Genomic DNA, 24,798 nt, shown 5'->3' on the forward strand with positions numbered 1-24,798 from the left:
ACCGCCCACCGACCGACCCGTACCGCCAGGAGCCCCCATGACCACCACCGCCGACCTCCTCGACCCCGAACTCGACGGCGACCGCGGCACCCCCGACGAGGAAGCGGACGAGCTGCTGCGCGGCGCCGTGGACCTGCACCAGCACCCCGGCCCCAGCCCGTTCCCGCGCCGCATGAGCATCCTCGACGCGGCCCGCGACGCCGACGCGGCCGGCTACCGGGCGATCGTCGCCAAGTCCCACCACCACAGCATGGTCACCGACATCCTCGCCCTCGGCCAGGGCGGGCTGGACGACCTCTCCGTGGACGTCTTCGGCGGCATCGCCCTCAACCGCACCGTCGGCGGCCTCAACCCGTACGCCGTGGAACTCGCCCTGCGGATGGGCGGACGCGTGGTGTGGTTCCCCACGCTCTCCTCCCACGCGCACATCGAGCACCACCGCACCCACGACACCGGCTTCCCCACCAGCGTGGTGGAGCTGCGGCCCAACGAGGTCCTGCGCGTCGTCGACGAGAAGGGCGCGCTGCTCCCCGAGGTCCACGACGTCCTCGACGTGATCGCCGCCGAGGACGCGGTGCTCACCTGCGGCCACCTCGGCGTCGACGAGTCCCAGGCGCTGATCGACGGGGCGCTCGCCGCCGGGGTGCGGCGCGTCCTCGTCAACCACCCCTGCTTCGTGGTGGGGGCGCCCGCCGAGCAGGTCCGTGCCTGGGCCCGCCAGGGCGTGACCGTGGAGCACTGCGTGGTGATGTACTTCGGCCGCCCCGAGCGCCGCCGCGACCTGGGCGAACTGCTCGCCTACATCGACGCCGCGGGCCCCGGGCGCACCGTGCTCTCCTCCGACTCCGGCCAGCGGCACAACCCGCTCCCGGTGACCCTCTTCCGCCGGGCCGCCCGCGGACTCCTGGACGCCGGGGTGCCGGCCGAGGACGTCCGCCGCATGCTCGGGACCAACGCCGCAGAACTGCTGTACCGATGAACGGCGCCACCACCGGGGCCGGGACCGGGAGCGGGGCCGGGGAGGGCGAGGAGCGCCGGGTGTTCGCGGTGCGCTACGGCACCCGCACCGGCACCCGCGCGGAGATCTACCTCAACCACTCCATCCACGGCGAGCCCGACGGCCCCCTGGACATGGACTACTACGTGTGGCTCGTGACCGGACCCGGCGGACCCGTCGTGGTGGACACCGGCTACAGCCCGCGCGGCGGCGCCCGCCGGGGCCGCACCACCCTGACCGACCCGGTCGCGGAACTGCGCCGGGCCGGCGCGGGCCCGGAGCATGCCCCGCTCGTCGTCGTCACCCACGCGCACTACGACCACATCGGCAACCTGGGCGCCTTCGACCGGTCCGAGGTCGTCATGGCACGGGCGGAGTTCGACTTCTGGACGGGGCCGCTGGCGGTCCGGGCGCAGTTCGCGCACTCGGTCGAGGCCGAGGATATCGACGCCCTGCGGCGGGTACGGGACGAGGGCCGGCTCACGCTGGTCGACGGTCCTGTGCCCATCGCCCCCGGCATCCGGGTGCTGCCGGTCGGCGGACACACCCCCGGCCAACTGGTCGTGCTGGTCGAGGTCCCGGGCGGCGAGGTCGTCCTCGCCTCGGACGCCCTGCACTACTACGAGGAACTGGAGCTGGACCGGCCGTTCGCCTTCGTGGCCGACCTGCCCGCGATGTACCGGGGGTTCGACCTGCTCCAGGAGCTGGTGGAGCGGCCGGGGCGGGTGCTGGTGCCGGGACACGACCCCGAGGTCGTACGCCGCTTTCCGGCCGAGCCGGGAACGGGCGGACTGGTCCGGCGGGTCGCCTGAGGGGCGGGGCCGGGCCAACGAGCCCTGTGAACACGTCGATCACTGTGAACGCGATGAGCGCGGTCAACGCCTGTGAACAGGCCGGCCGGGCGCGGCGCGCGAGTGGCGGCCGGCCGGGCCGCCAGATGCGGCCGTGACAGCCGTATCAGCCGCACCAGCCGCACCAGCCGCACCAGCCGAGCCAGCCGTATCTGCCGTATCAGCCGCACCAGCCGAGACAGCGGTATCTGCCGTATCAGCCGAGACAACCGAGCCGAGTGAGACAGCCGGGCCGACCGCGACCGCGGAGACGACCGGCCGGGAAACACGGCAAGCCCAGAGAACGGGAGCACAGCCATGCCGAACGGCCCCTTGGAGGGGAAGACCGCCGTCGTGACCGGCGGCGGAAGCGGGATCGGGGCGGCCAGCGCCCGCCGGCTGTCGGAGGACGGCGCCGCCGTGGCGGTGGTCGACCGCGACGCCGAGGCCGCCCGCACCGTGGCCGCCGCGCTGCCGGGACCGGCGCTGGCCATCACCGCCGACGTGTCCCGGGAAGAGGACGTCGACCACTACCTGTCCGCGACGAGGGAACGTTTCGGTGCCGTCGACCTGCACCACCTCAATGCCGGTGTCGTCGGTTCCTTCGCCGCCCCGCCCGATCTGACGGCCGAGGACTTCGACCTGGTCCTCGGGGTGAACCTGCGCGGGGTCTTCCTCGGCCTGCGCGGGGCCTTCCGGGCCTACCGGGACCAGGGCAGCACCGGCGCCGTCGTGATCACCGGCTCCATCGCCGGCCTGCGCGGCAGCGCCGACCTGCTGCCCTACCAGGCGTCCAAGTACGGCGTCCGGGGACTGGTGGAGGGCGGTGCCGTCTACGGGGCGCCCCGGGGCATCCGGGTCAACGCCGTCGCGCCGGGCCTCGTCCCGACCGGGCTGTTCGCCGGTGCCCGGGAGCCGGGGGCGGGCGACGACATGGCCCGGCGCGCGAGCACCACGCCGGTGCGCCGTACCGGGCGGCCCGAGGAGATCGCCGACGCGGTCGCCTTCCTCCTCAGCGACCGGGCCTCCTTCGTCACCGGCGCGGTGCTGCCGGCCGACGGCGGCGCCAGTGTCGTCAACACCGTGCGGCCCTCGGGCGGAGCCGGTGCCTGGACCCCGCCGGAGGTGGACCGATGAGCGCGCCCGGCACCGCGCCGACCGGATTCGTCGGCCTCGGCAACATGGGCGGCCGGATCGCCCGGCGCATCACCGACGCGGGCACCCCGCTCCTCGGCCACGACCGGGAGACCGGCCGGGTCCGCGAGGCCGGGGCCGAACCCGCCGCCGACCTCGCCGAGATCGCCCGCCGCTGCGACACGATCCTGCTCTCCCTGCCCGACAGCACCGTCGTCGAGGCCGTGGTGGAGGGGGAGGGCGGACTGCTGGCCCACGCCCGCCCCGGGCAGACCGTGGTGGACCTCAGCACCTCCGCCCCCGCGTCGACCGTCCGGCTGCACGGGCTGCTCGCCGAGCGCGGGGCCGTGCTCCTGGACGCGGGCGTCACCGGCGGCGCGGCGGCGGCCGAACGCGGCGCGCTGACCGTCATGGCCGGCGGTCCCGACGCCGAACTCGACCGGCTGGCAGACCTGTTCGGTCTGTTCGCCGCCCGGGTGCACCGGATGGGCGCGGTCGGCGCGGGGCACTCGGCCAAGCTCCTCAACAACTTCCTCAACGCCGTCAGCCTCGCCGCCACCGCCGAGGTGATGGTCGCCGGAGACCGCGCGGGCCTCGACCCGGCGCAGTTGCTGGAGGTCTTCAACTCCGGCAGCGGCATGAACTTCGCCACGAGGAACCGCTTCCCGCACATCGTGCGCGGCGACTACCTGGAGGGCGGGCTCACCGGCGACCTGATGCTCAAGGACGTCCTGCTGTACCTCGCGCACCTGCGCGACCTCGGGGTGCCCTCGCTCAACGCGGCCGGACCGGTGGCCTCCTTCGGCGCCGCCGCCCGGCTCGGCTACGGCGACCTCATCAGCAACCGCGTCTTCGACGCGCTCGGCGACCTCGCCGGCGCCCCGGCCCGCCCCGGGTGCCCGGACCCGGCCCCGGACCAGGCCGGCGACCCCCACCAGGAGGCAGGCACGTGATCATCATCCCCGGCAGGGCACCGCAGGAGGCCCGCCCCCGCACCGACACCTTCGCCGGCACCGTGTGGACCGACCCGGTGCTGCCGACCACCGACGGCGTCACCGTCAACCAGGTCTTCTTCACCCCCGGTTCGCGCACCCACTGGCACCGGCACGAGCACGGCCAGATCCTGCTGGTCACCGCCGGCGGCGGGCGCATCCAGAGCCGCGGCGGACCGGTCCGCCCGCTGCGCGTCGGAGACACCGTGTGGGTGCCGCCGGGCGAGATCCACTGGCACGGCGGGGGAGAGGACTCCTTCCTGGTCCACCTGGCGATCTCGCTCGGCACCACCGAGTGGATGGAACCGGTCGACGCCGCCCAGGAGACCCCCGCCGCGACCGACACCACCGACACCACCGACACCACCGCCGCCGCCGACGACACCGAAACCGGCGCCACCGACCCCACCCCCACCCCCACCCCCGAGGGAGCCCAGACATCATGACCGCACCCCACTCCGACCTGTACGAGACCGGCCTGCGCATCCGCCGCGAGGTGCTCGGCGAGGCGCACGTGGACCGGTCCCTGGCCGCGGCCTCGGACTTCTCCCGCGTCGCGCAGGACTTCGTCACCGAGCACTGCTGGGGCGCCCTGTGGGCGCGCGACGGCCTGGAACGCAAGACCCGCAGCATGCTCAACCTGGTGATGCTCGCCGCGCTGAACCGCAACCACGAACTCGGCGTCCACGTCCGGGGCGCGATCACCAACGGCGTCACCGAGGACGAGATCCGCGAGTGCCTGCTCCAGGTGGCCGTCTACTGCGGCATGCCGGCCGCGCTGGAGGCGTTCCGGGTGGCCGACGGCGTCCTGCGAGACCTCCGTGACCAGGACTGACGCGGACCGGGCCGTCGCCTTCCTCGGCCTGGGCAGCATGGGGACGCCGATGGCCCGCCGGCTGGGCGCGGCCGGCTACCGCGTGACGGGCCACGACCCGGCGCCCGGCGCGGCGGCCCGGCTCGACGGCGCACCCGGCGTGACGTTCGCCGCGTCGGCCGAGGCCGCCGTGGACGGGGCCGCGGTGGTGGTGCTGATGCTCCCGGACTCGGCGGTGGTCACGTCCGTCCTGCTCGACGGCGGGCTCCTCGACCGGCTCCCGTCCGGCACCCTCCTGGTCGACATGGGCTCCTCGCAGCCCGAGCGCACCCGGGACCTGGCCGCGCGGGCGGCCCGGGGCGGCGTACGACTGGTGGACGCCCCGGTCTCCGGCGGGGTCACCGGAGCCGAGGCCGGCATGCTCACCGTCATGGCCGGCGGCGACCACGCGGACTGGGAACGCGCCCTGCCGCTGCTGCGCGTGCTGGGCAGCCGGGTCCTGCACGTCGGCCCGCCCGGCGCCGGACACGCCCTCAAGGCGCTGAACAACCTGATGTCCGCCACCCACCTGCTCGTCACCTCCGAGGCGATGCTCGCCGGGGGCCGCTTCGGCATCGACCCAGCGGTGATGCTCGACGCGGTCAACGGCTCCAGCGGGCGCAGCGGTTCCACCGAGCAGAAGTGGCCCCGCTTCGTCCTGCCCGGCGGTTTCGACTCCGGGTTCGCGCTGCGGCTGATGGTCAAGGACATGCGCACCGCCACCGAACTGGCCGCGTCCACCGGCGGCGCCGCCCCGCTGGGGGAAGCCGCCCTGGAGCTGTGGGAGAGCGCGGCGGCCGACCTGCCGCCCACCGCAGACCACACGGAGATCGTGCGCTGGCTGGAGCGACGGCACCGGCCCGCCCCGGACACGCCCGCGCTTTCGCCCGAGAAGAGAAGAGGGGACATCCCGTGACGCACGACCCGCACGCGCCGCTCACCGCACGGCAACAGCAGCTCAAGGACGAGTTCCAGGAGGTCCGCGGCACCTGGGGCCCGGCCTGGGAGAGCATCCTGCGGCTGGACCCGAACCTGCTCGCCGCCTACCTCCGGTTCTCCACCGTGCCCTGGCGCACCTCCCATCTGCCGCCCAAGGTCAAGGAGTTCATCTACATCGCCGCCGACGCCGCGGCCACCCACCTCTACGAGCCCGGCATCCGCCAGCATGTGCGGGCCGCGCTGGAACACGGCGCCACCGCCCAGGAACTGGCCGAGGTGCTGGCCCTCACCAGCACCCTCGGCATCCACGCGGTCAACATCGGCGTACCGCTCCTGCTGGAGGTGCTGGACGAGGAGGGCCTGCGCGACGGCCCCGCCCCGCTGGACGAGCGCCGGCGCCTGCTGCGCGCGGACTTCGAGGAACGGCGCGGCTACTGGCACGAGTTCTGGGACGGGCTCCTCGAAGTGGACCCCGAACTCTTCGACGCCTACCTGGAGTTCTCCGCCGTACCGTGGGACCACGGCGTCCTGGAACCCAAGGTCAAGGAACTGGTCTACGTCGCCTTCGACGCCTCCGCCACCCATCTGTACGCCCCCGGTCTCAAGCTGCACCTGCGCAACGCGGTCCGCTACGGCGCCACCGTGGGCGAGATCATGGAGGTCCTGGAGATCGTCAGCGTGATCGGCATCCACGCGGCGACCACGGCCGCCCCGATCGTCATGGAGGAACTGAGAGCCGCCGATGAGTGAGCCGTTCCGGCCGCGGACGGCACCCGCGACGGCCCGCGCCGAGGTACGGACGTGGGCCGCGCGGGAGGAGCGGGCCGCCGCCGGGCGGGAGGAGCGGTCCGCGCTGCCGGCCGCCCGGGTACGGTCCGAGCGCCGGGCGGCCCTGCGCCCGGCGCTCGCGCCCGGAGCCGTCCCCCGCACCGTCCCCGGCCGGTCCGGCCCGGTCACCGTCCGGGTGCTGCCGCCGCCCGCCCGGCCGCGCGGCCTCTACGTCCACCTGCACGGCGGCGGCTGGACCCTGGGCGCCGCCGACGAACAGGACGACGCCCTGCTCCGGCTCTCCGCGGCGACCGGCCTGCGCGCGGTGAGCGTCGAGTACCGCCTCGCCCCGGAACACCCGTGGCCGGCGGCGCCACGGGACTGCGAGGACGTGGCCCGCTGGCTGCTGCGCCACGGCCCCGCCGAACTGGGCACCCCCGCCCGCTGGGTGATCGGCGGCGAGTCCGCCGGGGCCCACCTGGCGGTGCTGACCCTGCTGGCCCTGCGGGAACGGCCCGAGGCCGCGGGGGCGTTCCACGCCGCCTGCCTCGCCTACGGCTGGTACGACCTGGGCCTGACGCCGAGCGCCCGGCAGTGGCGGCGGCCGTTGGTGCTCAGCCCCGCCGACCTGGCCTGGTTCCTCACCGGCTTCCTGCCCGGCCGGAGCGCCGAGCGGCGGCGCGGGCCCGAGGTCAGCCCGCTCTACGCGCCCCTGGACGGGCTGTGCCCGGCGCACTTCACCGTCGGCACGGAGGACCCCCTTCTGGACGACACCCTCTTCCTCGCCACCCGCTGGCGGGCGGCAGGCAACCCCGCCGTCCTCGACGTGTGGCCGGACGCGCCGCACGGTTTCCTCACCCGCCCGTTCGCCCTGGCCCGGCTCGCCGAGGAGCGCCGGGACGCCTTCCTCGCCCCGCTGCTCGGCTGAGCCGGCCCGGCCTGGTCAGCCTCGTAGAGGCCCGGCCACGGTCCTTCCCCGCCCGCCCACGGCCCGGCGTGGCCGGCCTCACGCCCCGGGACCGTGATCGTGATCGTGATCGTGACATCAGTATCAGGTCTTAGATTCCTGACATGAGCGTGATTCCCACGGACGGACCCCGCGCGCGGGCGACGGACGACGACCGGCTCCCCTGGGGAGCCCTGCCGGCGATGGCCGGCACCAGCTTCATCGTGATCATGACGGAGACACTCCCCGCGGGCCTGCTCTCCGGGCTCGCCTCCGGCCTGGGCACCTCCCAGGGGACGGCGGGTCAACTGGTCAGCGTGTACGCGCTGGGCACCGTGCTCGCCGCGGTGCCGGCCACCGTGCTCACCCGCGGTCTGCGCCGCAAGCCGCTGCTGATCGGCGGCCTCACCGGTTTCCTTGTCGCCAACACCGTCACCGCCCTCGCCCCCTCGCTGCCGGTGGCCCTGGCGGCCCGGCTGCTCGGCGGCGCCTTCGCGGGCCTGCTGTGGAGCATGCTCGCCGGATACGTGCGGCGGATCGTCCCCGAGCGGCTCGCCGGGCGGGCCCTCGCCGTGGCGATGGCCGGCACCCCGGTCGCCCTGGCCGTCGGCACCCCGCTCGGCTCCTGGCTGGGCGGCGTCACCGACTGGCGCTGGGCGTTCGGAGCGATGTCGGTGCTGTCCGCGCTCATCATCGGCTGGGCGCTGCTCGCCGTACCGGACGCGCCGGGGCAGCGGTCGTACGAGCGCAAACCGCTGCCGGCGGTGGTCCGGGTCCCCGGCGTCACGCCGATCCTGCTCACCGTCCTGGCCTGGATCTTCGCCCACTGCGTGCTCTACACCTACGTCGGCCCCTACCTGCGGGGCTTCGGCGTCTCGCTCGGCGTCGACCTCGCGCTGCTGGTCTTCGGCGTCGCGTCGCTGGCCGGACTGGCCGTGACCGCCACGGTCGTCGACCGGGCGCTGCGCCGGATCACCCTGGCCTCGCTGGCGCTCTTCCTCGCGGCCGGCGGCCTGCTGGCCGCGGGCGGGGTGTCCGACGCGCTCGCCGTGGCGGGCCTGGTGCTGTGGGGCCTCGGCTTCGGCGGCGGCGCCACGCAGATGCAGACCGCGCTGGCCGAGTCCGCCGGCCCGGACACGGATGTCGCCCTCTCGCTCTTCACCGTCGGCTTCAACCTGGCCATCGCGGCCGGCGGGGTCGTCGGCGGCCTCCTCGTCGAGAGCGCGGGTGCCACGGTCCTGCCGGCGGTGATGGGCGCCGCGGCCCTCGTCGCCTTCGCCGCCGTCCTGGCCGCGCGCCGCACCGCGTTCCCGGTGGGCCGCTGAACCGGGCCGGTACACCCGCGCCCGCCAGGAGGCGCTGGGCGAGGCGGCGGCGCACCGGATCACCGGCGTCCCGACGGCTCAGTCGCGGTCCCGGGCGTGCCGGAAGCGGGCCAGCCCGTCGGCGAGGGCGATGAGCGGGGCGGGGTACCCGAGGGCCGCGCGCCGCTCCTCGGGGAGTTTCCAGGGCTCGTGCACCGCCCGCCCCTCCACCTCGGCCAACTCGGGCACCCAGCGCCGTACGTACCTCCCGTCGGGGTCGAACCGCCTGCCCTGGACCACCGGGTTGAGCACGCGGTTCGGGCGGGTGTCCGTGCCGGTGCCGGCCACCCACTGCCAGTTGAGCTGGTTGTTGACGACGTCGCCGTCGACCAGCAGGTCCAGGAAGTGCCGGGCGCCGATCCGCCAGTCCACGTAGAGCGTCTTGGTCAGGAAGCTCGCCGTCAGCAGCCGGGCCCGGTTGTGCATCCAGCCCTCGTGGCGCAGTTGGCGCATCCCCGCGTCGACGACGGGGTAGCCCGTACGGCCCTCGCGCCACGCGGCGATGTCCTCGCCCGCGTTCCCCTCGTCACGCCAGCGGTCGCGCCGGGGGCGGTAGTCGGCCGCCGACGCCGCGGGGCGCGCGGCCAGCACCTGGTGGTGGAAGTCCCGCCAGCACACCTGGCGCACGAACGCCTCCGCGCCCGGCCCGCCACGCTCCCGGGCCCGCCGCACCAGCTCCACCGGCGAGAGAGCGCCGAAGTGCAGGTACGGCGACAGCCGGGACGTCCCGTCGCCCGCCAGATCGTCGTGCCGGTCCTCGTACCGCGCGAGGCCGGAGCGCGACCACCGCGAGAACCGCTCCCGCCCGGCGCTCTCCCCGCCCGCCGGCACCCCCTCCGAGACACCCCGCACCGCGTCCCGCGCGGGCAGCGGCCCGCCCCTGACCCCCTCGGGCACCCGTACGGTCCGCGGGGCGGGCAGCGGATCGCGCAGCGGCTCCCCCGACCAGCGGCGGAAGTACGGCGTGAACACGGCGAAGTGATCGGAGCCCGCGGGCGTCACCGCGCCCGGGGCGACGGCGGTGACGACCGCCTCGTGCACCCGCAGCGCCACGCCGCTGTCGCCGAGCGCCTCCCGGAGCCGCTCCTCGCGGCGCCGGGCGTACGCGGTGACGCCCGCGGAGAGGTGCACCTCGCCCGCCCCGGACTCGGCGACGACCGCCCGCACCTCCCGCTCCACCGGCCCCGAACGGACCACCAGCCGGCCGCCGCGCCGGCGCAGCGAGGCGTCGAGATCGCCCAGGCAGTCGGCGAGGAACGCCCGCCGGTTGGGCGCGTCGAAGCCCGCCGCGTGGATACCGGGGTCCAGCACGAACAGCGGCACCACCTCCTCCGCCGCCCGCAACGCGGCACGCAGCGGCGGATGGTCGTGCAGACGCAGGTCCGAGGTGAACAGGACGACGGCGACGGTCATGGCCTCACTCCAGGTGCGATGGCGCGGTCGTACGGGCCCGTACGAGGCGCGGGCGATACCCACACGGTGAACGCCCCACGCCCCCCAGAGGAGACGGCCCCAGCGGAACACCACCCCCGACCGGGAACGCCCCGGCATCGACCTCGTCCTGCACGATCCGCTGGGCGTTCTCGTGGAACTGGTCGCCGTGTGCCGGGGGCGATCGGGGGTCTGAGTCCGGGGACGTGGGGTGGTCGGCGAGGCCGGGCGGTGCCGGCGCGGGTGGTGCCGGGGCGGCGAACGGCTCCGGCCAACGGGGCAATGGCCCGAGACACCCTTGCGCGACGGCGCGAAACGTAATCTCGTGATCTCGACGGGGCTTCCCGTCCGGCGGCGATCCGTGGAGGTGGACAGGCATGCGGGGTGCGTCCCCGGCGGCACGCGGTGACCGGTGTGGCGGGCGGTACCCGAGCGGCGGCCACCCAGACGAGCGGGCGGCGCGGCCCGGCACCCCGCAGTGGCTCGGCGCGGCCAGCGCCTCCGCCGGGCTCTTCGCCTTCACCGGGCGGATCGGCGACGCGGCCCCCCACGCCCACGCCGCCGTCCAGGTGCTGCTGCTGACCACCGGCTCGGTGACCCTGATCGACCCGGCCGGCGACGCCCACGAGGCGCGCGCCGCGATCATCCCGGCCGGCGCCCGGCACGAACTGCGCGCCTCACCGGACGCAGGGGGCCTGGCCGCCTACCTCGACCCCGCCGGATGCGCCGGCCGCGCCGCCCACGCCCGGCTGCGCCAGGAAGGGCACGACCCCGCCTCCGCGCGGGCCTGGCGGGACGCCGCCCGCGCCCTCGCCGGGATCGGCACCCTCGCCGACCTCGTGGCCGCCCTGGAGACCCCCCTCGCCGGGCCCGACACCCTGCCCGAGCCGCTGCGGCACGCCCTCGCGCTGGCCCCGCAGCTCATCGACGGCCCGCTGCTGCTCAAGGAGCTGGCCGGGCACGTCGGCCTCTCCGCCAGCCGCCTCGGGCACCTCTTCGCCGAGCACCTGCACCTGCCGTACCCCACCTGGCGGCGCTGGGCCCGGCTGCTGCACGCCCTGGAGTCGGTGCGGGCCGGTGTCTCCCTGACCACCGCCGCGCACGCCGCCGGGTTCACCGACTCCGCGCACCTGACCCGCACCTGCCGGGCCATGTTCGGCATCACGCCCAGCACGGCCCTCGCCGCCACCCGCCTCCCCCCGGGCCGCCCCGGGCCGTTCCCCGGTTAGGCGACGCGCAGCGGCCGGGGCGAAGAGTCAGCGGATTCGTACAAGCCCCGCCACCGGCCCGGACACCAGGCTGGGGACCATGGCAACCGACACGTCCGGTCCCTCCGTACCCCCGGCCTCCGGCGGCACGAGGGTGGCCGTCGCCGCGCTGGCCCGCTACGGCTACGCCCCGGTGATGCTCCTCGGGGTCAACGGCACCGGCCTCCTCCTGATCTCCTCCGGCGCCCCGAAGGCGTGGCTGCCCGTCCTGCTCGGCGGCGCGGTCTGCCTCTCCTTCGCCGTGGAGCGGCTGATCCCGTACCGCGACGGCTGGAACGAGGACCACCACGACACCCGCCGGGACGTCGCCCACGCCCTCGTCAACGAGGCGGTGGTGCTGGCAGGGCTGGCCGTCGTGCCGGTGCTCTCCGCGCTGACGCCCTGGACCGGGATCTGGCCCACCGCCTGGCCGTTCGTCCTCCAGGCGCTCCTCGCCGTGCTCGTCGCCGACCTCGGGATCACGCTGGTGCACTACGCCAGCCACAAGGTGGGCGCGCTGTGGCGGCTGCACGCGGTCCACCACTCCGTGAAGCGCTTCTACGGCCTCAACGGGCTGATGAAGCACCCGCTGCACCAGACCCTGGAGACCGCCGCCGGGTTCACCCCGCTGCTCCTCGCCGGACTGCCCGCCGACGTGGCCACCGCCGCCGCCCTCGCCACCGGGGTCCAGTTGCTGATGCAGCACTCCAACGCCGACTACCGCGTCGGCCCCCTCGTCCACGTGCTCGCGCTCAACGAGGGCCACCGCTTCCACCACCTCAAGTGGGCCGGCGTCGGGGACGTCAACTTCGGTCTCTTCACCCTGCTCTGGGACCGCCTCCTCGGCACCCACTCCTACGACGCCGCCCGCCGCTTCACCTCGGACGACCTGGGCATGGCGGCCAAACCCCGCTATCCGACGGCCTACCTGGCGCAGATCGCCGAACCCTTCCGGGCGTCCGGCGCCTGCCACGCCGCCCCGGAGGGGGACGAGGCGCGGCCCGCCGCCGTGCCCCGCCGCTGAGGCGCGGCCCGCCGCCGTGCCCCGCCGCTGAGGCGCGGCCCGCTGCCGTCCGCCCGCCCGGCCCCGCCTTCGCCGTCCACGTCTCCCACCACGCCTCCGGAGTCCCTGAGATGCTCGAACAGCTTCCGGTCCGGTCCGCCGCGCCCGCCCCGGCGCCGACGCCGCCCGCGCCCGCCGGCGGATGGACGCTCGGCGCCGTCTCGGCGGCCACCTTCACGCTGATCCTCGACGTCACCGTGGTCGACGTGGCCCTGCCGGACATCCAGCGGTCGCTGGGGGCGAGCTTCTCCCAGCTCCAGTGGGTCGTCGACGCGTACGTGCTCACCCTCGCAGTGTTCCTGCTCGCCGCCGCCACCGTGGCCGACCGGCTGGGCCGGCGCCGCGTCTTCGCCGCCGGGACCGCGCTGTTCACGGCGGCGTCCCTGCTGTGCGCGGCGGCCACCACGCCCCTCGTGCTCAACCTGGGCCGCGCCCTGGAGGGGGTGGGCGGCGCCGTGATGTACGCCGTGGCGCCCGCGCTGATCGCCCACGGCTTCCGGGGGCGCCGCCGGGCCGTCGCCTTCTGCGTGTGCGGCGGGGCCGGCGGACTGGCCGTCGCCCTCGGCCCCGTGGCCGGCGGCGCGCTCACCGGCCTCGGCTGGCGCTGGATCTTCCTGCTGAACGTGCCCGTCGGCATCGTGATCACCGCGATCGTGCTGACCCGCGTGGCCGAGTCGCGGGACCCGCGCCGGCGCCGCCTCGACTGGCCCGGCCTCGCCGTGTTCTCCCTGGCGCTCACCCTGCTCGTGCTCGCCCTCGTCCGGGGAGAGGCCGAGGGCTGGTCGGGGGCGCTCGTCCTCGGGCTCTTCGCGCCGGCCGGCGTGCTGCTGCTGGCCTTCGTCCTGATCGAACGCAGGCGGCGCGACGCCCTGTTCGACCTCGCGCTGCTGCGCATCCGCTCCTTCGACGGCCTCGCCGCCGCCACCGTGGCGGCCAACGCCGCCCTGATGACCGCCGTCCTCTTCCAGATCCTGTACATGCAGTACGTGCTGGGCTTCTCCGCGTACGGCGCCGGGGTGCGCTACCTGCCGCTCGCCCTCGCCGTCTTCCTCGCCGCGCTGGTCTCGGGCACCGTCGCCGGCCGGTTCCCGGCCCGGCTGCTCGTCGGGGTCGGCTGCGTCGCCATCGGGCTCGGGATGCTGGCCTCCGACGGTCTCACCGCGCAGTCCTCCTGGACCGACCTGCTCCCCGGCATGCTGCTCGCCGGCTTCGGCATGGGCACCTTCAACCCGGTGCGCGCGGCCACCGCCGTCGCCCTGATGCCGCTCTCGAAGGGCGGCATGTCCTCCGGCATGAGCGAGACGCTCCAGCAGTGCGGCGTCGCCCTGGGCGTGGCGGCCCTCGGCTCGGTGGCGCACAACAGGATGCACGACGAGTTCACCGGGGCGGTGGCCCGCTCCGGTGGCCTGCCCGACATGGCGGCGGACCGGATCGCCGAGTCGGTGGCCGCCGGCCGGCCGGGGGACGCGGCCGGACTGGTCCCCCCGCCGGACTTCGCCGGCGGCGCGGCCGACGAGGTTCTCGTGGCGGGGCTCGACCTCGTCCTGCGGATCGGCGGCGTCCTCGCCGTCGCGGGCGGGCTCGTCGGCTTCCTCCTGATGCGCCGCCGCGACTTCCCGGCCGGGCCGCCGGGCGCCGCCACGCGCCGCGCCGCCCGGCCGTGCCCGGCCCCGGAGGAGGTGCCCACGCACTGACCTCGGGCAGGCCGCACCCGGCGCGCACCCGCGCGCCCCGCCACGGACGACGGACGGTCCCCATGAGCAGCTTCCCCTTCCCCACCGCCCCCGGCAGCGGCCGGACGCCCCCCCGGTACCGGCCCCGTACGCCCCGTACGCCCCGTACGCCCCGCGGCGCCGCCGACGCGCCGGGGGAGCCGGTCCCGTCCGGCGGGCGCCGGGTCAGTCCGGTCGGTCCGGGAGCCTCCGGGCGGTGGACGTGACCTCGGTGGGTGCCGGGCCGTCGCCGTCCGGGCCCGACGGGGCGGAGACGGGGCGCTTGACGGCGGAGGCGGGCAGGAGCCGGGGCAGGATCGCCCGCGCGAGAAGACCGTGCGGGCGGGCGTCCTCCAGCGTCAGCCGCCCGTCGCCGGCCGACAGCAGCGCGGAGGCGATGGCCAGCCCCAGCCCCGACCCCTGCCGGCGGGCCGGCTGGCGCCGTCCCCGCCAGAACCGGTCGGTGGCCCGCCCCTTGTCGGCGTCCGGCATGCCGGGGCCCTCGTCCTCGACCTCCACGTACACCCGCGTCTCGTCGGAGCGCACCCGCACCGTGACGCGTCCGCCCGGCGGGGAGAAGCCGATGGCGTTGTCCAGCAGGATGTCGAGGACCTGGTCCAGGGCGCCGGGCAGGCCACGCACGGCGGCCCGGCGGCCGTGCACGACGATGGTGACGTCCGCCCGCGCCGCCCGCTCGCTCCACGCCTGCGCGCGGGCCTCGACGACGGCGCGCACCTCGATGGGCGCGGTGCCGAGGTCGCCCGCCATGGCGTTGGCCAGCGCCAGCAGTTCGTCGAGGACCCGGCCCAGCCGGTCCGCCTCCGCGACGGCCGACTCCAGGTACCGGCGTCCCTCCGGCGGCACGAGGGGCTCCAGCGCCTCCACCCGCAGCAGCAGCGCGGTCAGCGGATTGCGCATCTGGTGGGAGACGTCGGCGACGAAGCCGCGCTGCGCCTCCAGCGCCGTGACCAGGTGGTCGGTCACCGCCTGTCCGGTGGTGGAGAGTTCGTGCAGTTCCACGGGGCCTAGGCCGGCCCGCTCCAGGGCCGCGTACTCGTCCTGCGACAGCCGCCGGTCCGCCCTCCGCGGCCGGCCCACCGACCGCAGGGACCACCGCGCGAGGGGGGCGCCGGCGCAGACGGCCCCGACGAGGGCGGCCACCCCGACCCCCATCAGCAGCAGCACCCCGGCCCCCTCGGAGGGACCCAGCGGCGGCCTCGGGGTCACCGTGACGACCGCCCCCACCGGTTCGCCGTCGCGCAGCACCGGCTCCGCCAGCAGCAACGGCCGTGCGCCGAACCGGAAGCGGTGGTCGGGCGGCACGGCGCTGCGGCCCCCGAGGGCCCGCTCCAGCGCGGCCCGCCCCGCGGCGGAGTCCACGGCCCCGGTGTCGGGGCCCGTGGCGTACACCTGGCGCCCCCGGGCGTCGAGGAGGACCACCGTCGCCCGGTGCTCGCGGACGTACGCGTCGGCGCGGGCCCGCCACCCGGCACCGGCCGGGCCCCCGGTGCCGGCCGGCGCGGTGACGGCCAGGGCGGTGGCCTCGGCGACCTGCCGGGCCACCGCCTGGTGGGCGTGGTTCATCGCCTGGTTGAAGCCGAGCGGGATGCCCGTGGCGAGCAGCAGCAGGGCCGCGAGCAGCAGGAAGGAGACGAGGGCCCGCCGCCGTACGGCCGTCGCACCCCGCGGGGCGGTGGTCACGACACCGGCGAGGGGGCGCCGAGGCGGAAACCGACCCCGCGCGTGGTCTCGATCCAGTGGTAGGAGCCGAGCTTCTGCCGCAGCGCGCCGATGTGGACGTCCAGGGTGCGGGTGGAGCCGTACCAGTTCTCGTCCCAGACGCGGGAGATGATGTCCTTGCGGGTGTGGACCTTCCCCGGCTCCTCCATCAGCATCGCGAGGAGGTCGAATTCCTTGCGGGTCAGGGGGACGGGCCGTCCGCCGAGGGTGACTTCCCTGCTGCGCGGGTCCAGGGAGAGCGGCCCGGCGGTGGCCACCCCCCGCTCGTCCCGACAGCTCGGCCGGTGTTCCGGGGAGGGGGTGCCGCAGCGGCACACCCGCCGGGTCACCGCTTCCATCCGCGCCCGTAATTCATGGACGGAATAGGGTTTCGTGATGTAGTCGTCCGCTCCGGCCTGTAATCCGAGAACCTTGTCGATTTCATTGGTCCGGCCGGTGAGGATGATGATCGGAACGGAACTGGTGTCCCTGATCCGTTTGCACACTTCGAGACCGTCGAGGTCCGGGAGTTCCAAATCGAGGAGGACCAGATCGATTCCGTCCAGCACGGCCATCGTTTCCGAGGCGGTGCAGACGGAGACCGTGTCATTCCCCTGTTGGCGCAGCACCGTGGTCAGTGCGTCGGCCACGTTCTCGTCGTCTTCCACCAGCAGTACACGCATGATTCCCCCCATGAAGAGCCACCGAGAACACGATGGTTCACATGATATGGGCCGGTGGGACGGCGGAAGCGCCGTACCGGCCGACCGGTCCGGCCTCTCGTACGGAACAGTGAACGGCGGTGATACGGCAGGTCGACGGCCCGGCGGGTGCGACGGAATCGTCCGTGCCATTCCGGGTGGCCGACGCGCCGGCCGGCGCCGGAGGCGGAATCAGGAAAATCATGAGTCGCACACCCCTCGGATATCGGGCCCCGAAAATCCTAACATGTGCCGGGCGGGCGTGCTGGGGGCAAGTACCGGCGATATCAGGGCCGTTCGCGCTCGTGATGGAGCCTCTTCGCCGCGCGCCTTCTCTCCCCGACGACTTGCCGTACCTCTGCAACTCGCCTGCCACTCCGCTTTCCCACGGGCCGGTAGCGTGAGCGAAGACGCCACCGTACGCTGACGTGAACTCCGGCGCCGGCCGTCCGGAAACAGCCGGTCCGCGCGCCCCGCGGGCTCCCGGGCACCGGCGTTTGGACACCTGGGAGAGGGCACGGCCCTCGGGAGGAACGACATGCCTCGACCGGTGATCGTGGGGAGCATCGACATCGCCGCCCCGCCCGCCGCCGTGTACCGCCTGATCTCCGACCTCGCGTCCTGGAGCAGGTTCGCCGCGGAGACCCGGATCAGCCCCGAGGACCTGCCGCTGCGGCTGGAGCCCGGCGCCACCTTCCGGGCGTGGAACCACGCCGGCGCCTTCCGCTGGCGCACCACCACGACCGTGCTCTACGCCGAGCCGTCCCGGACCCTCGCCTTCGCCGTCCGGGCCTTCGGGATGCCCGTCTCCACCTGGCGGTACGACATCGTCCCCACCCTGCGGGGGAGCCGGGTCACGGAGAGCACGCGGGACTCGCGCGGTGGGCTGCTGCGCCTGTTCTCGGTCCTGTTCACGGGCGTGGGGGACCGGGACGCCCGCAACCGGCACAACATCGACCTCACCCTCGTCCGGCTCCGGGCCGCCGCCGAGGGGACCGCCTGACGGGCCCCGCCCGTCGAGCCCCGCCGGAGGGGGCGTCACACCCAGTGCGACTCCCGGGCGATGCGCAGGGCGTCGACGCGGTTGCGGGCGCCCAGCTTCGCCACGGTCGAGGAGATGTAGTTGCGCACGGTGCCCTCGGACAGGAACATCCGGGCCGCGATCTGCGTCACCGTGTCCCCCCGGGACAGGTGCTCCAGCACCGTCAACTGCCGTGCGGTCAGCGGGAAGTCACCGTCGACCAGGGCGGTGACCATCATCTCCGGGTCGAAGGCCCGCTGCCCCCGGTGCACCAGCTCGATCGCCTCGAAGAGGCGTCGCGGCGGGTCGTCGCGGCGCACCACGCCGTCGATCCCCCCGGTGTAGGCGGCCCGGACCACCGGGCGGACACAGGCGGTGGCGAGCAGCAGGACCCGGCACCGCGGCAGGCTCACGATCTTCTGGGCGACCTCCAGCAGGCCGCTCTCCCTGCCCTCCATGCTGACCACCACCACGTCGGGCCGCCGCAGCTCGGCGAACTCCAGCGCCGCCTGCGGGTCCGCAGCCAGCCCTGTGACCCGCAGGCCCTCGCGCCGCTCCAGCAGGGCCGCCAGCGCGGACCGGGATATCTCCAGGCAGTCGAAGACCAGGACGTCGATCCCCATGTGCAACTCCCCGTCGTCTCTTTCCACCCGGCGCCGGGGCCACCGGCCCCTCGTGCGCGGCGGCCCCGGGCCGCCGGCGTGCCGTCGCCGGGTGCCCCGGGCTCACGGACGGTACGGGCAGTGGCCCCGGCCGAGAGCGCGGGCGTGGTCGTCCAGATAGAAGTTGGGGCGCTGGTCGGCCTCCGTGTAGTAGCGGTGGAAGACCGGTGTGATGCCGCCCGACAGCGGAGGGACGATCCAGCTCCAGTCGGTGGGCACGGTCCGGCCCCGCGCCTCCTCCCGGGCCAGGTGGGTGAGGAACCGGCGGGACTCGCCGTGGTGGTCGCTCACCTTGACGCCCGCCGCCCGGAAGGAGTGCAGCACGGCGACGTTGAGTTCGACCAGGGCCCGGTCGCGCCAGAGGGTGGCCTCGGTGGCGGTGTCCAGGCCGAGCAGTCCGGCGATGACGGGCAGCAGGTCGTAGCGGTCCTCGTCGACGAAGTTGCGCGCGCCGATCTCCGTCCCCATGTACCAGCCGTTGAAGGGGGCCAGCGGGTAGTCGACGCCGCCGATCCGCAGCCGCATGTGGGAGATGGCCGGCACCGCGTGCCAGCGCAGCCCCAGTTCGGCGATCCGCGGCTGGTCGGGGTGGACGATCGGCACCTCCAGCACCACCTCGCGCGGGACGTCGAAGAGCTGGGGCTTGTCGCCGGGCACGTCGATCACCAGCGGCAGCACGTCGAACGCGCCGCCGGGCGCCTGCCAGCCGAGGCCGCGCACCAGGTCGGTGAAGTCCACGTAGGCGGGATCGCCGGTCACCGTGCCGTCGGCCTCCCGGTATCCGGCGTAGCGGATGAGCTGCTCGTTCCAGACCCTGGGGGCCGGCCGGCCCGGGACCCGGGGCGCGAAGACGGAGACGACCGGGCGGATACGGCCGCCGTTGCCGGCCAGCCGCAGGTGCTCGCAGAGGTGGCCGTGGATCTCCTCGGCGGTGGTGGCGTCCCGCCGGTCCAGCACGGTCAGGCTGTTCCAGTACAGGCGGCCGATGCAGCGGCTGGAGTTGCGCCAGGCGACCCGCGCGCCGTGGGTCAGTTCCGCCGGGGTGTGGACGTAGGTGCCGGTGGCGTCGATCTCGGCGCGGACCTGGTCCAGCCGGGTCTTCAGCGGTGTCGGCCGGTCGGGCAGCTCGGTGTGGACGAGGCGCAGGAACTCCTCGGCCTCGTCCCGGTCGGCGACGGCGCCGCCGTGGTGCGCGGCCGGGGCGGAGGCGGGAGGTGAGGGCGTGCGCGCCGGCAGGGTCTCGGAGTTCATGGCAGTCCTCGCGGGTGGCGGGTGGTTCCGGGTACCGCGCGCCGGGCGGCGGCGCCGGTGCGGTGGCGCGGGGAGTGGGTGCCCGCGCAGGGGGCATCGGACGGCACGGGGGACGGCCGTCGGCCTGCGCGGGCACCCACGCTCCGGGGGCCGCGGGCGGGTGCCCGGGGCCGGTGCGGTGGAGGGGACCCGTCCCCTCCACCGTGGCCTCTACGTGGGGGAGTTGCCCTGCCTGCGGGCGATGGAGGTGCCGAACAGCTCGTCCCAGTAGGGGGCGCTGATGCCGAACCCCCTGGTGTCGTCGCGGAAGTGGTGGCGCATGTGCAGCTCCCGCAGGTGCCGCAGGAGCCGGTTCTTCGGCCGGGCGTGGTGCAGGTAGAGGTGGAACAGGTCGTAGCTGAGGTAGCCGACGGTGTACCCGGCGCCGAAGGTCAGCGGCAGCGAGCCGAGCCCCGAGGAGAGGTAGACCGCGCCGCCGACCATCGGCACCGACAGGATCGGGCTGAGGATGGAGCGCCGGGCGTCCTGCGGGTACTCGTGGTGGACCCCGTGCAGCAGCCAGTGCAGGCGGGCGCCGAAGCCCTGCTCGGGTTCCCAGTGCAGCACGACGCGGTGTCCCCAGTACTCCGACAGCGTCCACGCCAGGTACCCGGCCGCCGCCCACCCCAGCAGCGCCCAGCCGCCCGCCCGGCCCAGCGCGAAGTACACGCAGACCGCGACGACCGGGCCGAACATGAGGGTGGTGGTGAGGGGGTGGACGTGGACGACGTTGTCCAGGAGGCGGCTGGAGAACTCGGCCGGCGCGTTGCCGCGCCGGACGGCGCCCTTGCTGCCGGACGGGTTGGGGGCGGACGTGGTCATGCGCCGGCTCCGTTCCCGGACGAGGTGAGGACGCGCTCCTCGTACCGGCGCCGGGCCGCCGCGTCCGTGGTGCGCAGCAGTTGGTCGGCCTTGAGGAAGCGGCCCATCGCGTCGCGCCAGGACTGGGGGAGCAGGAACAGCGAGCGCGTGACCGGGTTGGTCCACCCCGGCACGTACACGTTGTACCGGCGCGGGTGGCGCGCGGTGGCGACGACCTTGCGGGCGATGTCGTCCGCGGTGAGCAGCGGCACGAAGCGGCCCTTGCCGACACCTGAGGTCAGCTCCGTCCGCGCCGGGATCGGGAGCACGATGGACAGGCGCACCCCGGAGCCCCGCAGTTCGGCGCGCACGCCCTCGGAGAGCCCCACGACACCGTGCTTGGCGGCGGAGTAGGTGGCGCAGCCGGGCAGGCCGATCATGCCGACGGCGGAGACCATGTTGATCACGTGGCCGTGGCCGCGGGCCCGCATCGACGGCAGTACGGCCTTCATGCCGTTGAGGGTGCCGAGCAGGTTGACGTTGATCTGGTGGGCGGTGGCGTCGTCGCTCTCGTGCTCGAAGCGGCCGACGAGCATCTCGCCGGCGTTGTTGACGAGGATGTCGAGATCGCCGTGTTCGGCCTCGACGGCCTTGACGAACGCCTGCACGCTGACCGGATCGGTGACGTCGAGCCGGTGGGCGGTCGCGCCGATCCGGCCGGCGGCCGACCGGGCGTGGTCGAGGTTGCGGGCGCCGATGGCGACCTTCGCCCCGGCCGCGCGGAACCGTTCCGCGGTGGCGAGGCCGATGCCGCGGCTGCCGCCTGCGATGGCGACGACCTTGCCGGTCAGTTTCGTGGACACATCTCCTCCAGGAGTGCGGCCCCGCACGGGGTGCCGGTCGGTGGGCGGTGCTCTGGGTTCAGGCCGGGCTGGTGAAGCGGCGTTCGTGCCACACCAGCGGGGTGCCGATGGTGTGTCCGGTGGCGCGGACCAGGCCGGTGAGGATCGTGTGGTCGCCGCCGGGGTAGGCGGCCTGGAGGTCGCAGGCGAGCCAGGCGAGGGCGTGGCGCAGGACGGGCACCCGGGCGATCCGGTCGTGGGCGACGCCCGCGAAGCGGTCCGCCGGGCGGGACGCCGGCCGCGCGAACCGCTCGGCCAGCGCCGCCTGGTCGGCGTGGAGCACGTTGATGCCGAAGCTGCCGCCGGCCAGGATGCCGGCGAGGGTCTGGCTGGTGCGGGCCACCGCCACCAGCGCGAGGGGCGGGTCGAGGGAGAGCGAGCACACGGCGCTCGCGGTCATCCCGCACGGCCCCTCGGGCGTGAAGGTGGTGAGGACGCTGACCCCGGCCGGGAGCCGGGCGAAGGCGTCGCGGAACTGCCGGGGCGTCGCCTGCCCGTCCGCCGACACCGCCGGGGCGACCGTCGGGGGGATCACGGTCAGCCGCCCTGGGCCGCGGTGACCGGCTCGGCGACCGTGATGTGCTCGCCGAACAGCCCGCGCAGGATCAGCCCGATGCTCTCCGCCAGCGCCTGGCAGGCGATGGGGTCGATGATCGCGGCGAGGCTCGGCATGCCCAGGTCGAAGGCGGCGGTGAACCGCACCCGCGTGCCGGTCTCGGCGGCCGTGACCCGCCAGGAGCCGTCGAAGCGGTCGAAGTCGCCCTCGACCTGGGTGAAGTCGATGGTGAGCGCCACCGGGTCGATCCGGTCGTGCTCGGACCAGCAGAGCACGCCGCTGCGGAAGTTCACCGACCAGTGGGAGGCGACCTGGCCGTCCTCGATGCCCGTGAGGGTGACCTCACGCACCGCGTCGGTGTACTTCGGGTACGCGGCGAAGTCCGCGAGGCGGGTGAAGACGGCGCCGGTGTCGGTGGTGCCGGGCAGGATCGCGTCGAGGGTCACTCTGGGCATGGCGGGTCATATCCCTTTCCGGGTGGCGGTACGGGCCAGGGCGCCGGCGGCGGCGGTGAACGCCCGGGAGAGCCGCTCCAGGTCCGCGGCGGAGAGCAGGGCGGGCGGGGTCAGGCGGACCACGCGGTGGGCGTTGAGCGAGTGGTTGACCAGCACCCCGGCCTCCAGCAGGTGCAGCACCAGCTCGCCCGCCAGGTGCTCGTCGGCCAGTTCGACGCCGATCAGCAGTCCGCGCCCGCGGATCTCCGTCACCACGTCCCCGAGCACCGGGGCGAGGGCCTCGTGCAGCAGCTTCAGGAGGCTCTCGCCGAGGCCGGCGGCGCGGGCGACGAGGCCCTCCTCGTCGATGACCCCGACGGCCGCCGCGGCGGCGGCCATGGCGACGGGGGCACCGGCGAAGGTCGAGGTGTGCAGGAAGGGATCGCGGTCGAACGGCGCGTACGTCTCACGGGTGGCGACCGCGGCGGCGACCGGGATGACGCCGCCGGAGAGGTTCTTGCCGACCAGGAGGACGTCCGGGCGCACGTCCTCGGGGGTCGCGCCCCACCAGGTGCCCAGCCGGCCGAGCCCGGTCTGGATCTCGTCCAGGACGAAGAGCGCCCCGTGGTCCGCGCAGATCCGCTGCACGTCGCCGAGGTAGCCGGCCGGCGGGACGACGACCCCGCCCTCGCCCTGCACCGGCTCGATCACCACGCAGGCCGGTTCCCCGGCGGACAGGGCCGTCTCCAGGGCGGCGGCGTCGCCGTACGGGACGTGCTCGGCGGGCAGCAGCGGGTGGAAGGGGGCCTGGTAGAACGGCTTCGCGGTCAGGGCGAGGGCGCCGGTGGTCTTGCCGTGGTAGCCGCCGACGGCGGAGACCAGTCGGCGTTTGCCGTGCGCGCGGGCGAGCTTGACGGCGGTCTCGGTGGCCTCGGCGCCCGAGGTGACGAAGTGCACGTAGTCGAGGCCGGGCGGGGTGACGCGGGCCAGGGCGGTGGCCGCGGTGGCCGCCACCGGTTCCAGCAGGAGGCGCGTGGCCAGCGGGTGACGGCCGATCTGGTCGGTCACCGCGGCGACGACGCGCGGGTGGCGGTGGCCCACCAGGAAGACGCCGTAGCCGCCGCAGTCCAGGTACTCCCGGCCGGCCGCGTCCCACACGGAGGTGCCCTCGGAGGCCGTCTCCACCACCGAGCCGGTCATCGCGGCGAGCCGGGCCCGGCCCCGGCTGACATGGCGGCGGTAGGCGTCGAGCACCGCCGCCGCGTCGGTGTCCGGGCCGGTCGTGAAGGTGCTCATCCGACCGGCACCTCCCTCTGGCAGGCCGGGACGGCAGCGGCGGCGGGGATGAGCTTCCTGGCCCGCGCCAGATGCGCCACCGAGGCCACGTAGGCGGCTTCGACCCGGGTCGGGGACGCGGCTCCGGCCGTCGCGGGGAACCGGTCGAGGCTGCTCGGGAAGGGCTCGGCGTCGGCGAAGAGCGCGGTCATCGCCAGCATGTCGTCGAAGCGGCGCCGCGCCCGCGGGTGGAGGCTGCTGATGAAGACCGGCCGGATCAGCCGGTCGATCATGTCCGGGCCCACCATGCGCGGGACCCGCATGTCGATGCCCAGGTGGCGGGCGGTGCTCGCGGTCAGCTCCAGGAGCCGTTCGGCGGTCGGCGCGCTCTCTCCGGCGGTCAGCCACACCTCCCCCCGCGACCGTCCCTCGGTCACCAGGGCGGCGACGGCCCGCGCCACCACGTCGCAGGGGACGAAGTCGACCCGGGAGGGGCCGGGGACCGGCACCAGCGGCAGCAGCCCGCGCAGCAGGGCGTGGATGATGCCGTGCATGCCCTGGAAGGCGGAGATCTCCCCGGTGACGGAGTCCCCGATCACCACCGACGGGCGGACGATCACCGCCGGCTGGCCGGAGTCGCGGATCGCGGCCTCCGCCGCGCGCTTGGAGTCGAGGTAGTCCTCCGGGCGGGCCGTGGCGTCCCCGGCGTCCCGGCCGAGGTTGGCGCGGGTCAGGTCGTGGCGGGCCACGAACGCCGTGGACAGATGGTGCAGGACCGCGCCGGCGTCGGCGGCGAACTCCAGCATCCGGCGGGTGCCGCTCTCGTTGAGCCGGTGCGTGGCCGAGGGGCCCTCGGCGAAGCCGGTGACGGCGGCGCCGTGCACCACCGTGTCGACCCGGGAGGCCAGGGCGGCGTAGGAGGCGCGGTCCAGACCGAGGTACGGAGCGGTCAGATCGCCGGTGATCTGCTCGTCGGCCGTGGGGCAGGGCGCCCGGTGGGTGAGCGCGATGACATGGCAGTGGGCCAGTTCCTGCGAGATCGCGGTGCCGAGGACACCGGAGGCTCCGGTGAGCAGCACGGTCGGGGCAGCGGGCACGGGTGTGTCACCTCACGGATCGGTGGGCTGAGCCGGGCGCGGCCGGTACGGTGCGACGGGTCCG

General features: G+C 75.0%; 25 protein-coding genes. 14 read left to right on the forward strand and 11 right to left on the reverse strand.

Annotation, left to right across the window (positions count from 1 at the left end; all coding sequences use genetic code 11):
• Window positions 1-37: 37 nt before the first annotated feature.
• The 10 genes from J5Y05_RS08485 (at window position 38) to J5Y05_RS08530 (ending at window position 8,784) form a co-directional block, all read left to right on the forward strand.
• A complete protein-coding gene (locus J5Y05_RS08485) occupies window positions 38-979 on the forward strand; it encodes a DUF6282 family protein (RefSeq protein ID WP_210869916.1) in 942 nt (313 codons plus the stop codon).
• Window positions 976-1,809, forward strand: coding sequence for an N-acyl homoserine lactonase family protein (locus J5Y05_RS08490; RefSeq protein ID WP_210869918.1), 834 nt, complete (start codon window positions 976-978; stop codon window positions 1,807-1,809). Before J5Y05_RS08485 ends, J5Y05_RS08490 begins: the two co-directional genes overlap by 4 nt.
• Before the next feature lie 336 nt (window positions 1,810-2,145).
• Window positions 2,146-2,964: an SDR family NAD(P)-dependent oxidoreductase gene (locus J5Y05_RS08495; RefSeq protein ID WP_210869920.1), complete on the forward strand. Its 819-nt coding sequence runs from the start codon at window positions 2,146-2,148 to the stop codon at window positions 2,962-2,964.
• The gene (locus J5Y05_RS08500) at window positions 2,961-3,914 is read left to right on the forward strand and encodes an NAD(P)-dependent oxidoreductase (RefSeq protein ID WP_210869923.1); all 954 of its coding nucleotides are present in this window, start codon (window positions 2,961-2,963) and stop codon (window positions 3,912-3,914) included. Before J5Y05_RS08495 ends, J5Y05_RS08500 begins: the two co-directional genes overlap by 4 nt.
• Window positions 3,911-4,399, forward strand: coding sequence for a cupin domain-containing protein (locus J5Y05_RS31630; RefSeq protein ID WP_210869925.1), 489 nt, complete (start codon window positions 3,911-3,913; stop codon window positions 4,397-4,399). The genes J5Y05_RS08500 and J5Y05_RS31630 overlap by 4 nt, the downstream gene beginning before the upstream one ends.
• Window positions 4,396-4,788 (forward strand): carboxymuconolactone decarboxylase family protein, encoded by a 393-nt coding sequence (locus tag J5Y05_RS08510; RefSeq protein ID WP_210869927.1) that lies wholly within the window; start codon window positions 4,396-4,398, stop codon window positions 4,786-4,788. The genes J5Y05_RS31630 and J5Y05_RS08510 overlap by 4 nt, the downstream gene beginning before the upstream one ends.
• Window positions 4,775-5,722, forward strand: coding sequence for an NAD(P)-dependent oxidoreductase (locus tag J5Y05_RS32440; protein ID WP_210869929.1), 948 nt, complete (start codon window positions 4,775-4,777; stop codon window positions 5,720-5,722). Before J5Y05_RS08510 ends, J5Y05_RS32440 begins: the two co-directional genes overlap by 14 nt.
• Window positions 5,719-6,495, forward strand: coding sequence for a carboxymuconolactone decarboxylase family protein (locus J5Y05_RS08520; protein WP_210869931.1), 777 nt, complete (start codon window positions 5,719-5,721; stop codon window positions 6,493-6,495). The genes J5Y05_RS32440 and J5Y05_RS08520 overlap by 4 nt, the downstream gene beginning before the upstream one ends.
• Window positions 6,488-7,441, forward strand: coding sequence for an alpha/beta hydrolase (locus J5Y05_RS08525; protein WP_210869933.1), 954 nt, complete (start codon window positions 6,488-6,490; stop codon window positions 7,439-7,441). The genes J5Y05_RS08520 and J5Y05_RS08525 overlap by 8 nt, the downstream gene beginning before the upstream one ends.
• Window positions 7,442-7,584: 143 nt before the next feature.
• Entirely contained in the window at window positions 7,585-8,784 is a 1,200-nt protein-coding gene (locus J5Y05_RS08530) for an MFS transporter (RefSeq protein WP_247614414.1), read from the forward strand.
• 78 nt (window positions 8,785-8,862) lie between these two features.
• Here J5Y05_RS08530 and J5Y05_RS08535 read toward each other — a convergent pair whose 3' ends face one another.
• Window positions 8,863-10,236, reverse strand: a complete 1,374-nt coding sequence (locus J5Y05_RS08535; RefSeq protein ID WP_210869935.1) for a cryptochrome/photolyase family protein — start codon at window positions 10,234-10,236, stop codon at window positions 8,863-8,865.
• 395 nt (window positions 10,237-10,631) lie between these two features.
• On the opposite strand from J5Y05_RS08535, the gene J5Y05_RS08540 reads away from it, so the two are divergent.
• From J5Y05_RS08540 to J5Y05_RS08550, 3 genes are all read left to right on the forward strand, one after another.
• Complete coding sequence (locus J5Y05_RS08540; RefSeq protein ID WP_210869937.1) at window positions 10,632-11,483, forward strand: helix-turn-helix transcriptional regulator; 852 nt, start codon at window positions 10,632-10,634, stop codon at window positions 11,481-11,483.
• A gap of 79 nt (window positions 11,484-11,562) precedes the next feature.
• Window positions 11,563-12,525: a sterol desaturase family protein gene (locus J5Y05_RS08545; protein WP_210869939.1), complete on the forward strand. Its 963-nt coding sequence runs from the start codon at window positions 11,563-11,565 to the stop codon at window positions 12,523-12,525.
• 110 nt (window positions 12,526-12,635) lie between these two features.
• Window positions 12,636-14,258, forward strand: coding sequence for an MFS transporter (locus tag J5Y05_RS08550; RefSeq protein WP_210869941.1), 1,623 nt, complete (start codon window positions 12,636-12,638; stop codon window positions 14,256-14,258).
• A gap of 204 nt (window positions 14,259-14,462) precedes the next feature.
• Here the strand turns inward: J5Y05_RS08550 and J5Y05_RS31645 are convergent, their stop codons facing one another.
• Window positions 14,463-15,977 carry a sensor histidine kinase gene (locus J5Y05_RS31645; RefSeq protein WP_210869942.1) on the reverse strand — a complete coding sequence of 505 codons (1,515 nt, stop codon included), beginning with the start codon at window positions 15,975-15,977 and terminating at the stop codon, window positions 14,463-14,465.
• Window positions 15,974-16,678 carry a response regulator transcription factor gene (locus J5Y05_RS08560; protein WP_210869944.1) on the reverse strand — a complete coding sequence of 235 codons (705 nt, stop codon included), beginning with the start codon at window positions 16,676-16,678 and terminating at the stop codon, window positions 15,974-15,976. Before J5Y05_RS08560 ends, J5Y05_RS31645 begins: the two co-directional genes overlap by 4 nt.
• Before the next feature lie 556 nt (window positions 16,679-17,234).
• On the opposite strand from J5Y05_RS08560, the gene J5Y05_RS08565 reads away from it, so the two are divergent.
• The gene (locus J5Y05_RS08565) at window positions 17,235-17,699 is read left to right on the forward strand and encodes an SRPBCC family protein (RefSeq protein WP_210869946.1); all 465 of its coding nucleotides are present in this window, start codon (window positions 17,235-17,237) and stop codon (window positions 17,697-17,699) included.
• 35 nt (window positions 17,700-17,734) lie between these two features.
• Here the strand turns inward: J5Y05_RS08565 and J5Y05_RS08570 are convergent, their stop codons facing one another.
• The 8 genes from J5Y05_RS08570 to J5Y05_RS08605 form a co-directional block, all read right to left on the reverse strand.
• Window positions 17,735-18,340, reverse strand: a complete 606-nt coding sequence (locus tag J5Y05_RS08570; RefSeq protein WP_210869948.1) for a response regulator transcription factor — start codon at window positions 18,338-18,340, stop codon at window positions 17,735-17,737.
• 102 nt (window positions 18,341-18,442) lie between these two features.
• Window positions 18,443-19,630 (reverse strand): nitric oxide synthase oxygenase, encoded by a 1,188-nt coding sequence (locus J5Y05_RS08575; RefSeq protein ID WP_210869950.1) that lies wholly within the window; start codon window positions 19,628-19,630, stop codon window positions 18,443-18,445.
• A gap of 210 nt (window positions 19,631-19,840) precedes the next feature.
• Entirely contained in the window at window positions 19,841-20,491 is a 651-nt protein-coding gene (locus tag J5Y05_RS08580; RefSeq protein WP_210869952.1) for a sterol desaturase family protein, read from the reverse strand.
• On the reverse strand, window positions 20,488-21,333 hold the full coding sequence (locus tag J5Y05_RS08585; RefSeq protein ID WP_210869954.1) for an SDR family oxidoreductase: 846 nt from the start codon (window positions 21,331-21,333) through the stop codon (window positions 20,488-20,490). Before J5Y05_RS08585 ends, J5Y05_RS08580 begins: the two co-directional genes overlap by 4 nt.
• Before the next feature lie 58 nt (window positions 21,334-21,391).
• A complete protein-coding gene (locus tag J5Y05_RS08590; protein WP_210869956.1) occupies window positions 21,392-21,907 on the reverse strand; it encodes a flavin reductase family protein in 516 nt (171 codons plus the stop codon).
• Between the two features lie 2 nt (window positions 21,908-21,909).
• Complete coding sequence (locus J5Y05_RS08595) at window positions 21,910-22,383, reverse strand: type II toxin-antitoxin system RatA family toxin (protein WP_210869958.1); 474 nt, start codon at window positions 22,381-22,383, stop codon at window positions 21,910-21,912.
• Between the two features lie 6 nt (window positions 22,384-22,389).
• The gene (locus J5Y05_RS08600; protein ID WP_210869960.1) at window positions 22,390-23,658 is read right to left on the reverse strand and encodes an aspartate aminotransferase family protein; all 1,269 of its coding nucleotides are present in this window, start codon (window positions 23,656-23,658) and stop codon (window positions 22,390-22,392) included.
• Complete coding sequence (locus J5Y05_RS08605) at window positions 23,655-24,734, reverse strand: SDR family oxidoreductase (protein ID WP_210869962.1); 1,080 nt, start codon at window positions 24,732-24,734, stop codon at window positions 23,655-23,657. The genes J5Y05_RS08600 and J5Y05_RS08605 overlap by 4 nt, the downstream gene beginning before the upstream one ends.
• Window positions 24,735-24,798 lie beyond the last annotated feature (64 nt).

Origin of the sequence: Streptomyces tagetis (genome assembly GCF_018069565.1) — a bacterium.
GTDB lineage: Bacteria > Actinomycetota > Actinomycetes > Streptomycetales > Streptomycetaceae > Streptomyces > Streptomyces tagetis.

What these genes read in the sequence shown, in the direction of transcription:
- J5Y05_RS08510 (WP_210869927.1), top strand. Translation starts at nt 4,396, where the DNA reads ATGACCGCACCCCACTCCGACCTGTACGAGACCGGCCTGCGCATCCGC.
- J5Y05_RS08500 (WP_210869923.1), top strand. Translation starts at nt 2,961, where the DNA reads ATGAGCGCGCCCGGCACCGCGCCGACCGGATTCGTCGGCCTCGGCAAC.
- J5Y05_RS08575 (WP_210869950.1), bottom strand. Translation starts at nt 19,630, where the DNA reads ATGAACTCCGAGACCCTGCCGGCGCGCACGCCCTCACCTCCCGCCTCC.
- J5Y05_RS08595 (WP_210869958.1), bottom strand. Translation starts at nt 22,383, where the DNA reads ATGCCCAGAGTGACCCTCGACGCGATCCTGCCCGGCACCACCGACACC.
- J5Y05_RS08485 (WP_210869916.1), top strand. Translation starts at nt 38, where the DNA reads ATGACCACCACCGCCGACCTCCTCGACCCCGAACTCGACGGCGACCGC.
- J5Y05_RS08600 (WP_210869960.1), bottom strand. Translation starts at nt 23,658, where the DNA reads ATGAGCACCTTCACGACCGGCCCGGACACCGACGCGGCGGCGGTGCTC.
- J5Y05_RS08530 (WP_247614414.1), top strand. Translation starts at nt 7,585, where the DNA reads ATGAGCGTGATTCCCACGGACGGACCCCGCGCGCGGGCGACGGACGAC.
- J5Y05_RS08535 (WP_210869935.1), bottom strand. Translation starts at nt 10,236, where the DNA reads ATGACCGTCGCCGTCGTCCTGTTCACCTCGGACCTGCGTCTGCACGAC.
- J5Y05_RS08495 (WP_210869920.1), top strand. Translation starts at nt 2,146, where the DNA reads ATGCCGAACGGCCCCTTGGAGGGGAAGACCGCCGTCGTGACCGGCGGC.
- J5Y05_RS08550 (WP_210869941.1), top strand. Translation starts at nt 12,636, where the DNA reads ATGCTCGAACAGCTTCCGGTCCGGTCCGCCGCGCCCGCCCCGGCGCCG.
- J5Y05_RS08540 (WP_210869937.1), top strand. Translation starts at nt 10,632, where the DNA reads ATGCGGGGTGCGTCCCCGGCGGCACGCGGTGACCGGTGTGGCGGGCGG.
- J5Y05_RS08525 (WP_210869933.1), top strand. Translation starts at nt 6,488, where the DNA reads ATGAGTGAGCCGTTCCGGCCGCGGACGGCACCCGCGACGGCCCGCGCC.
- J5Y05_RS08560 (WP_210869944.1), bottom strand. Translation starts at nt 16,678, where the DNA reads ATGCGTGTACTGCTGGTGGAAGACGACGAGAACGTGGCCGACGCACTG.
- J5Y05_RS08580 (WP_210869952.1), bottom strand. Translation starts at nt 20,491, where the DNA reads ATGACCACGTCCGCCCCCAACCCGTCCGGCAGCAAGGGCGCCGTCCGG.
- J5Y05_RS08545 (WP_210869939.1), top strand. Translation starts at nt 11,563, where the DNA reads ATGGCAACCGACACGTCCGGTCCCTCCGTACCCCCGGCCTCCGGCGGC.
- J5Y05_RS08565 (WP_210869946.1), top strand. Translation starts at nt 17,235, where the DNA reads ATGCCTCGACCGGTGATCGTGGGGAGCATCGACATCGCCGCCCCGCCC.
- J5Y05_RS08570 (WP_210869948.1), bottom strand. Translation starts at nt 18,340, where the DNA reads ATGGGGATCGACGTCCTGGTCTTCGACTGCCTGGAGATATCCCGGTCC.
- J5Y05_RS08490 (WP_210869918.1), top strand. Translation starts at nt 976, where the DNA reads ATGAACGGCGCCACCACCGGGGCCGGGACCGGGAGCGGGGCCGGGGAG.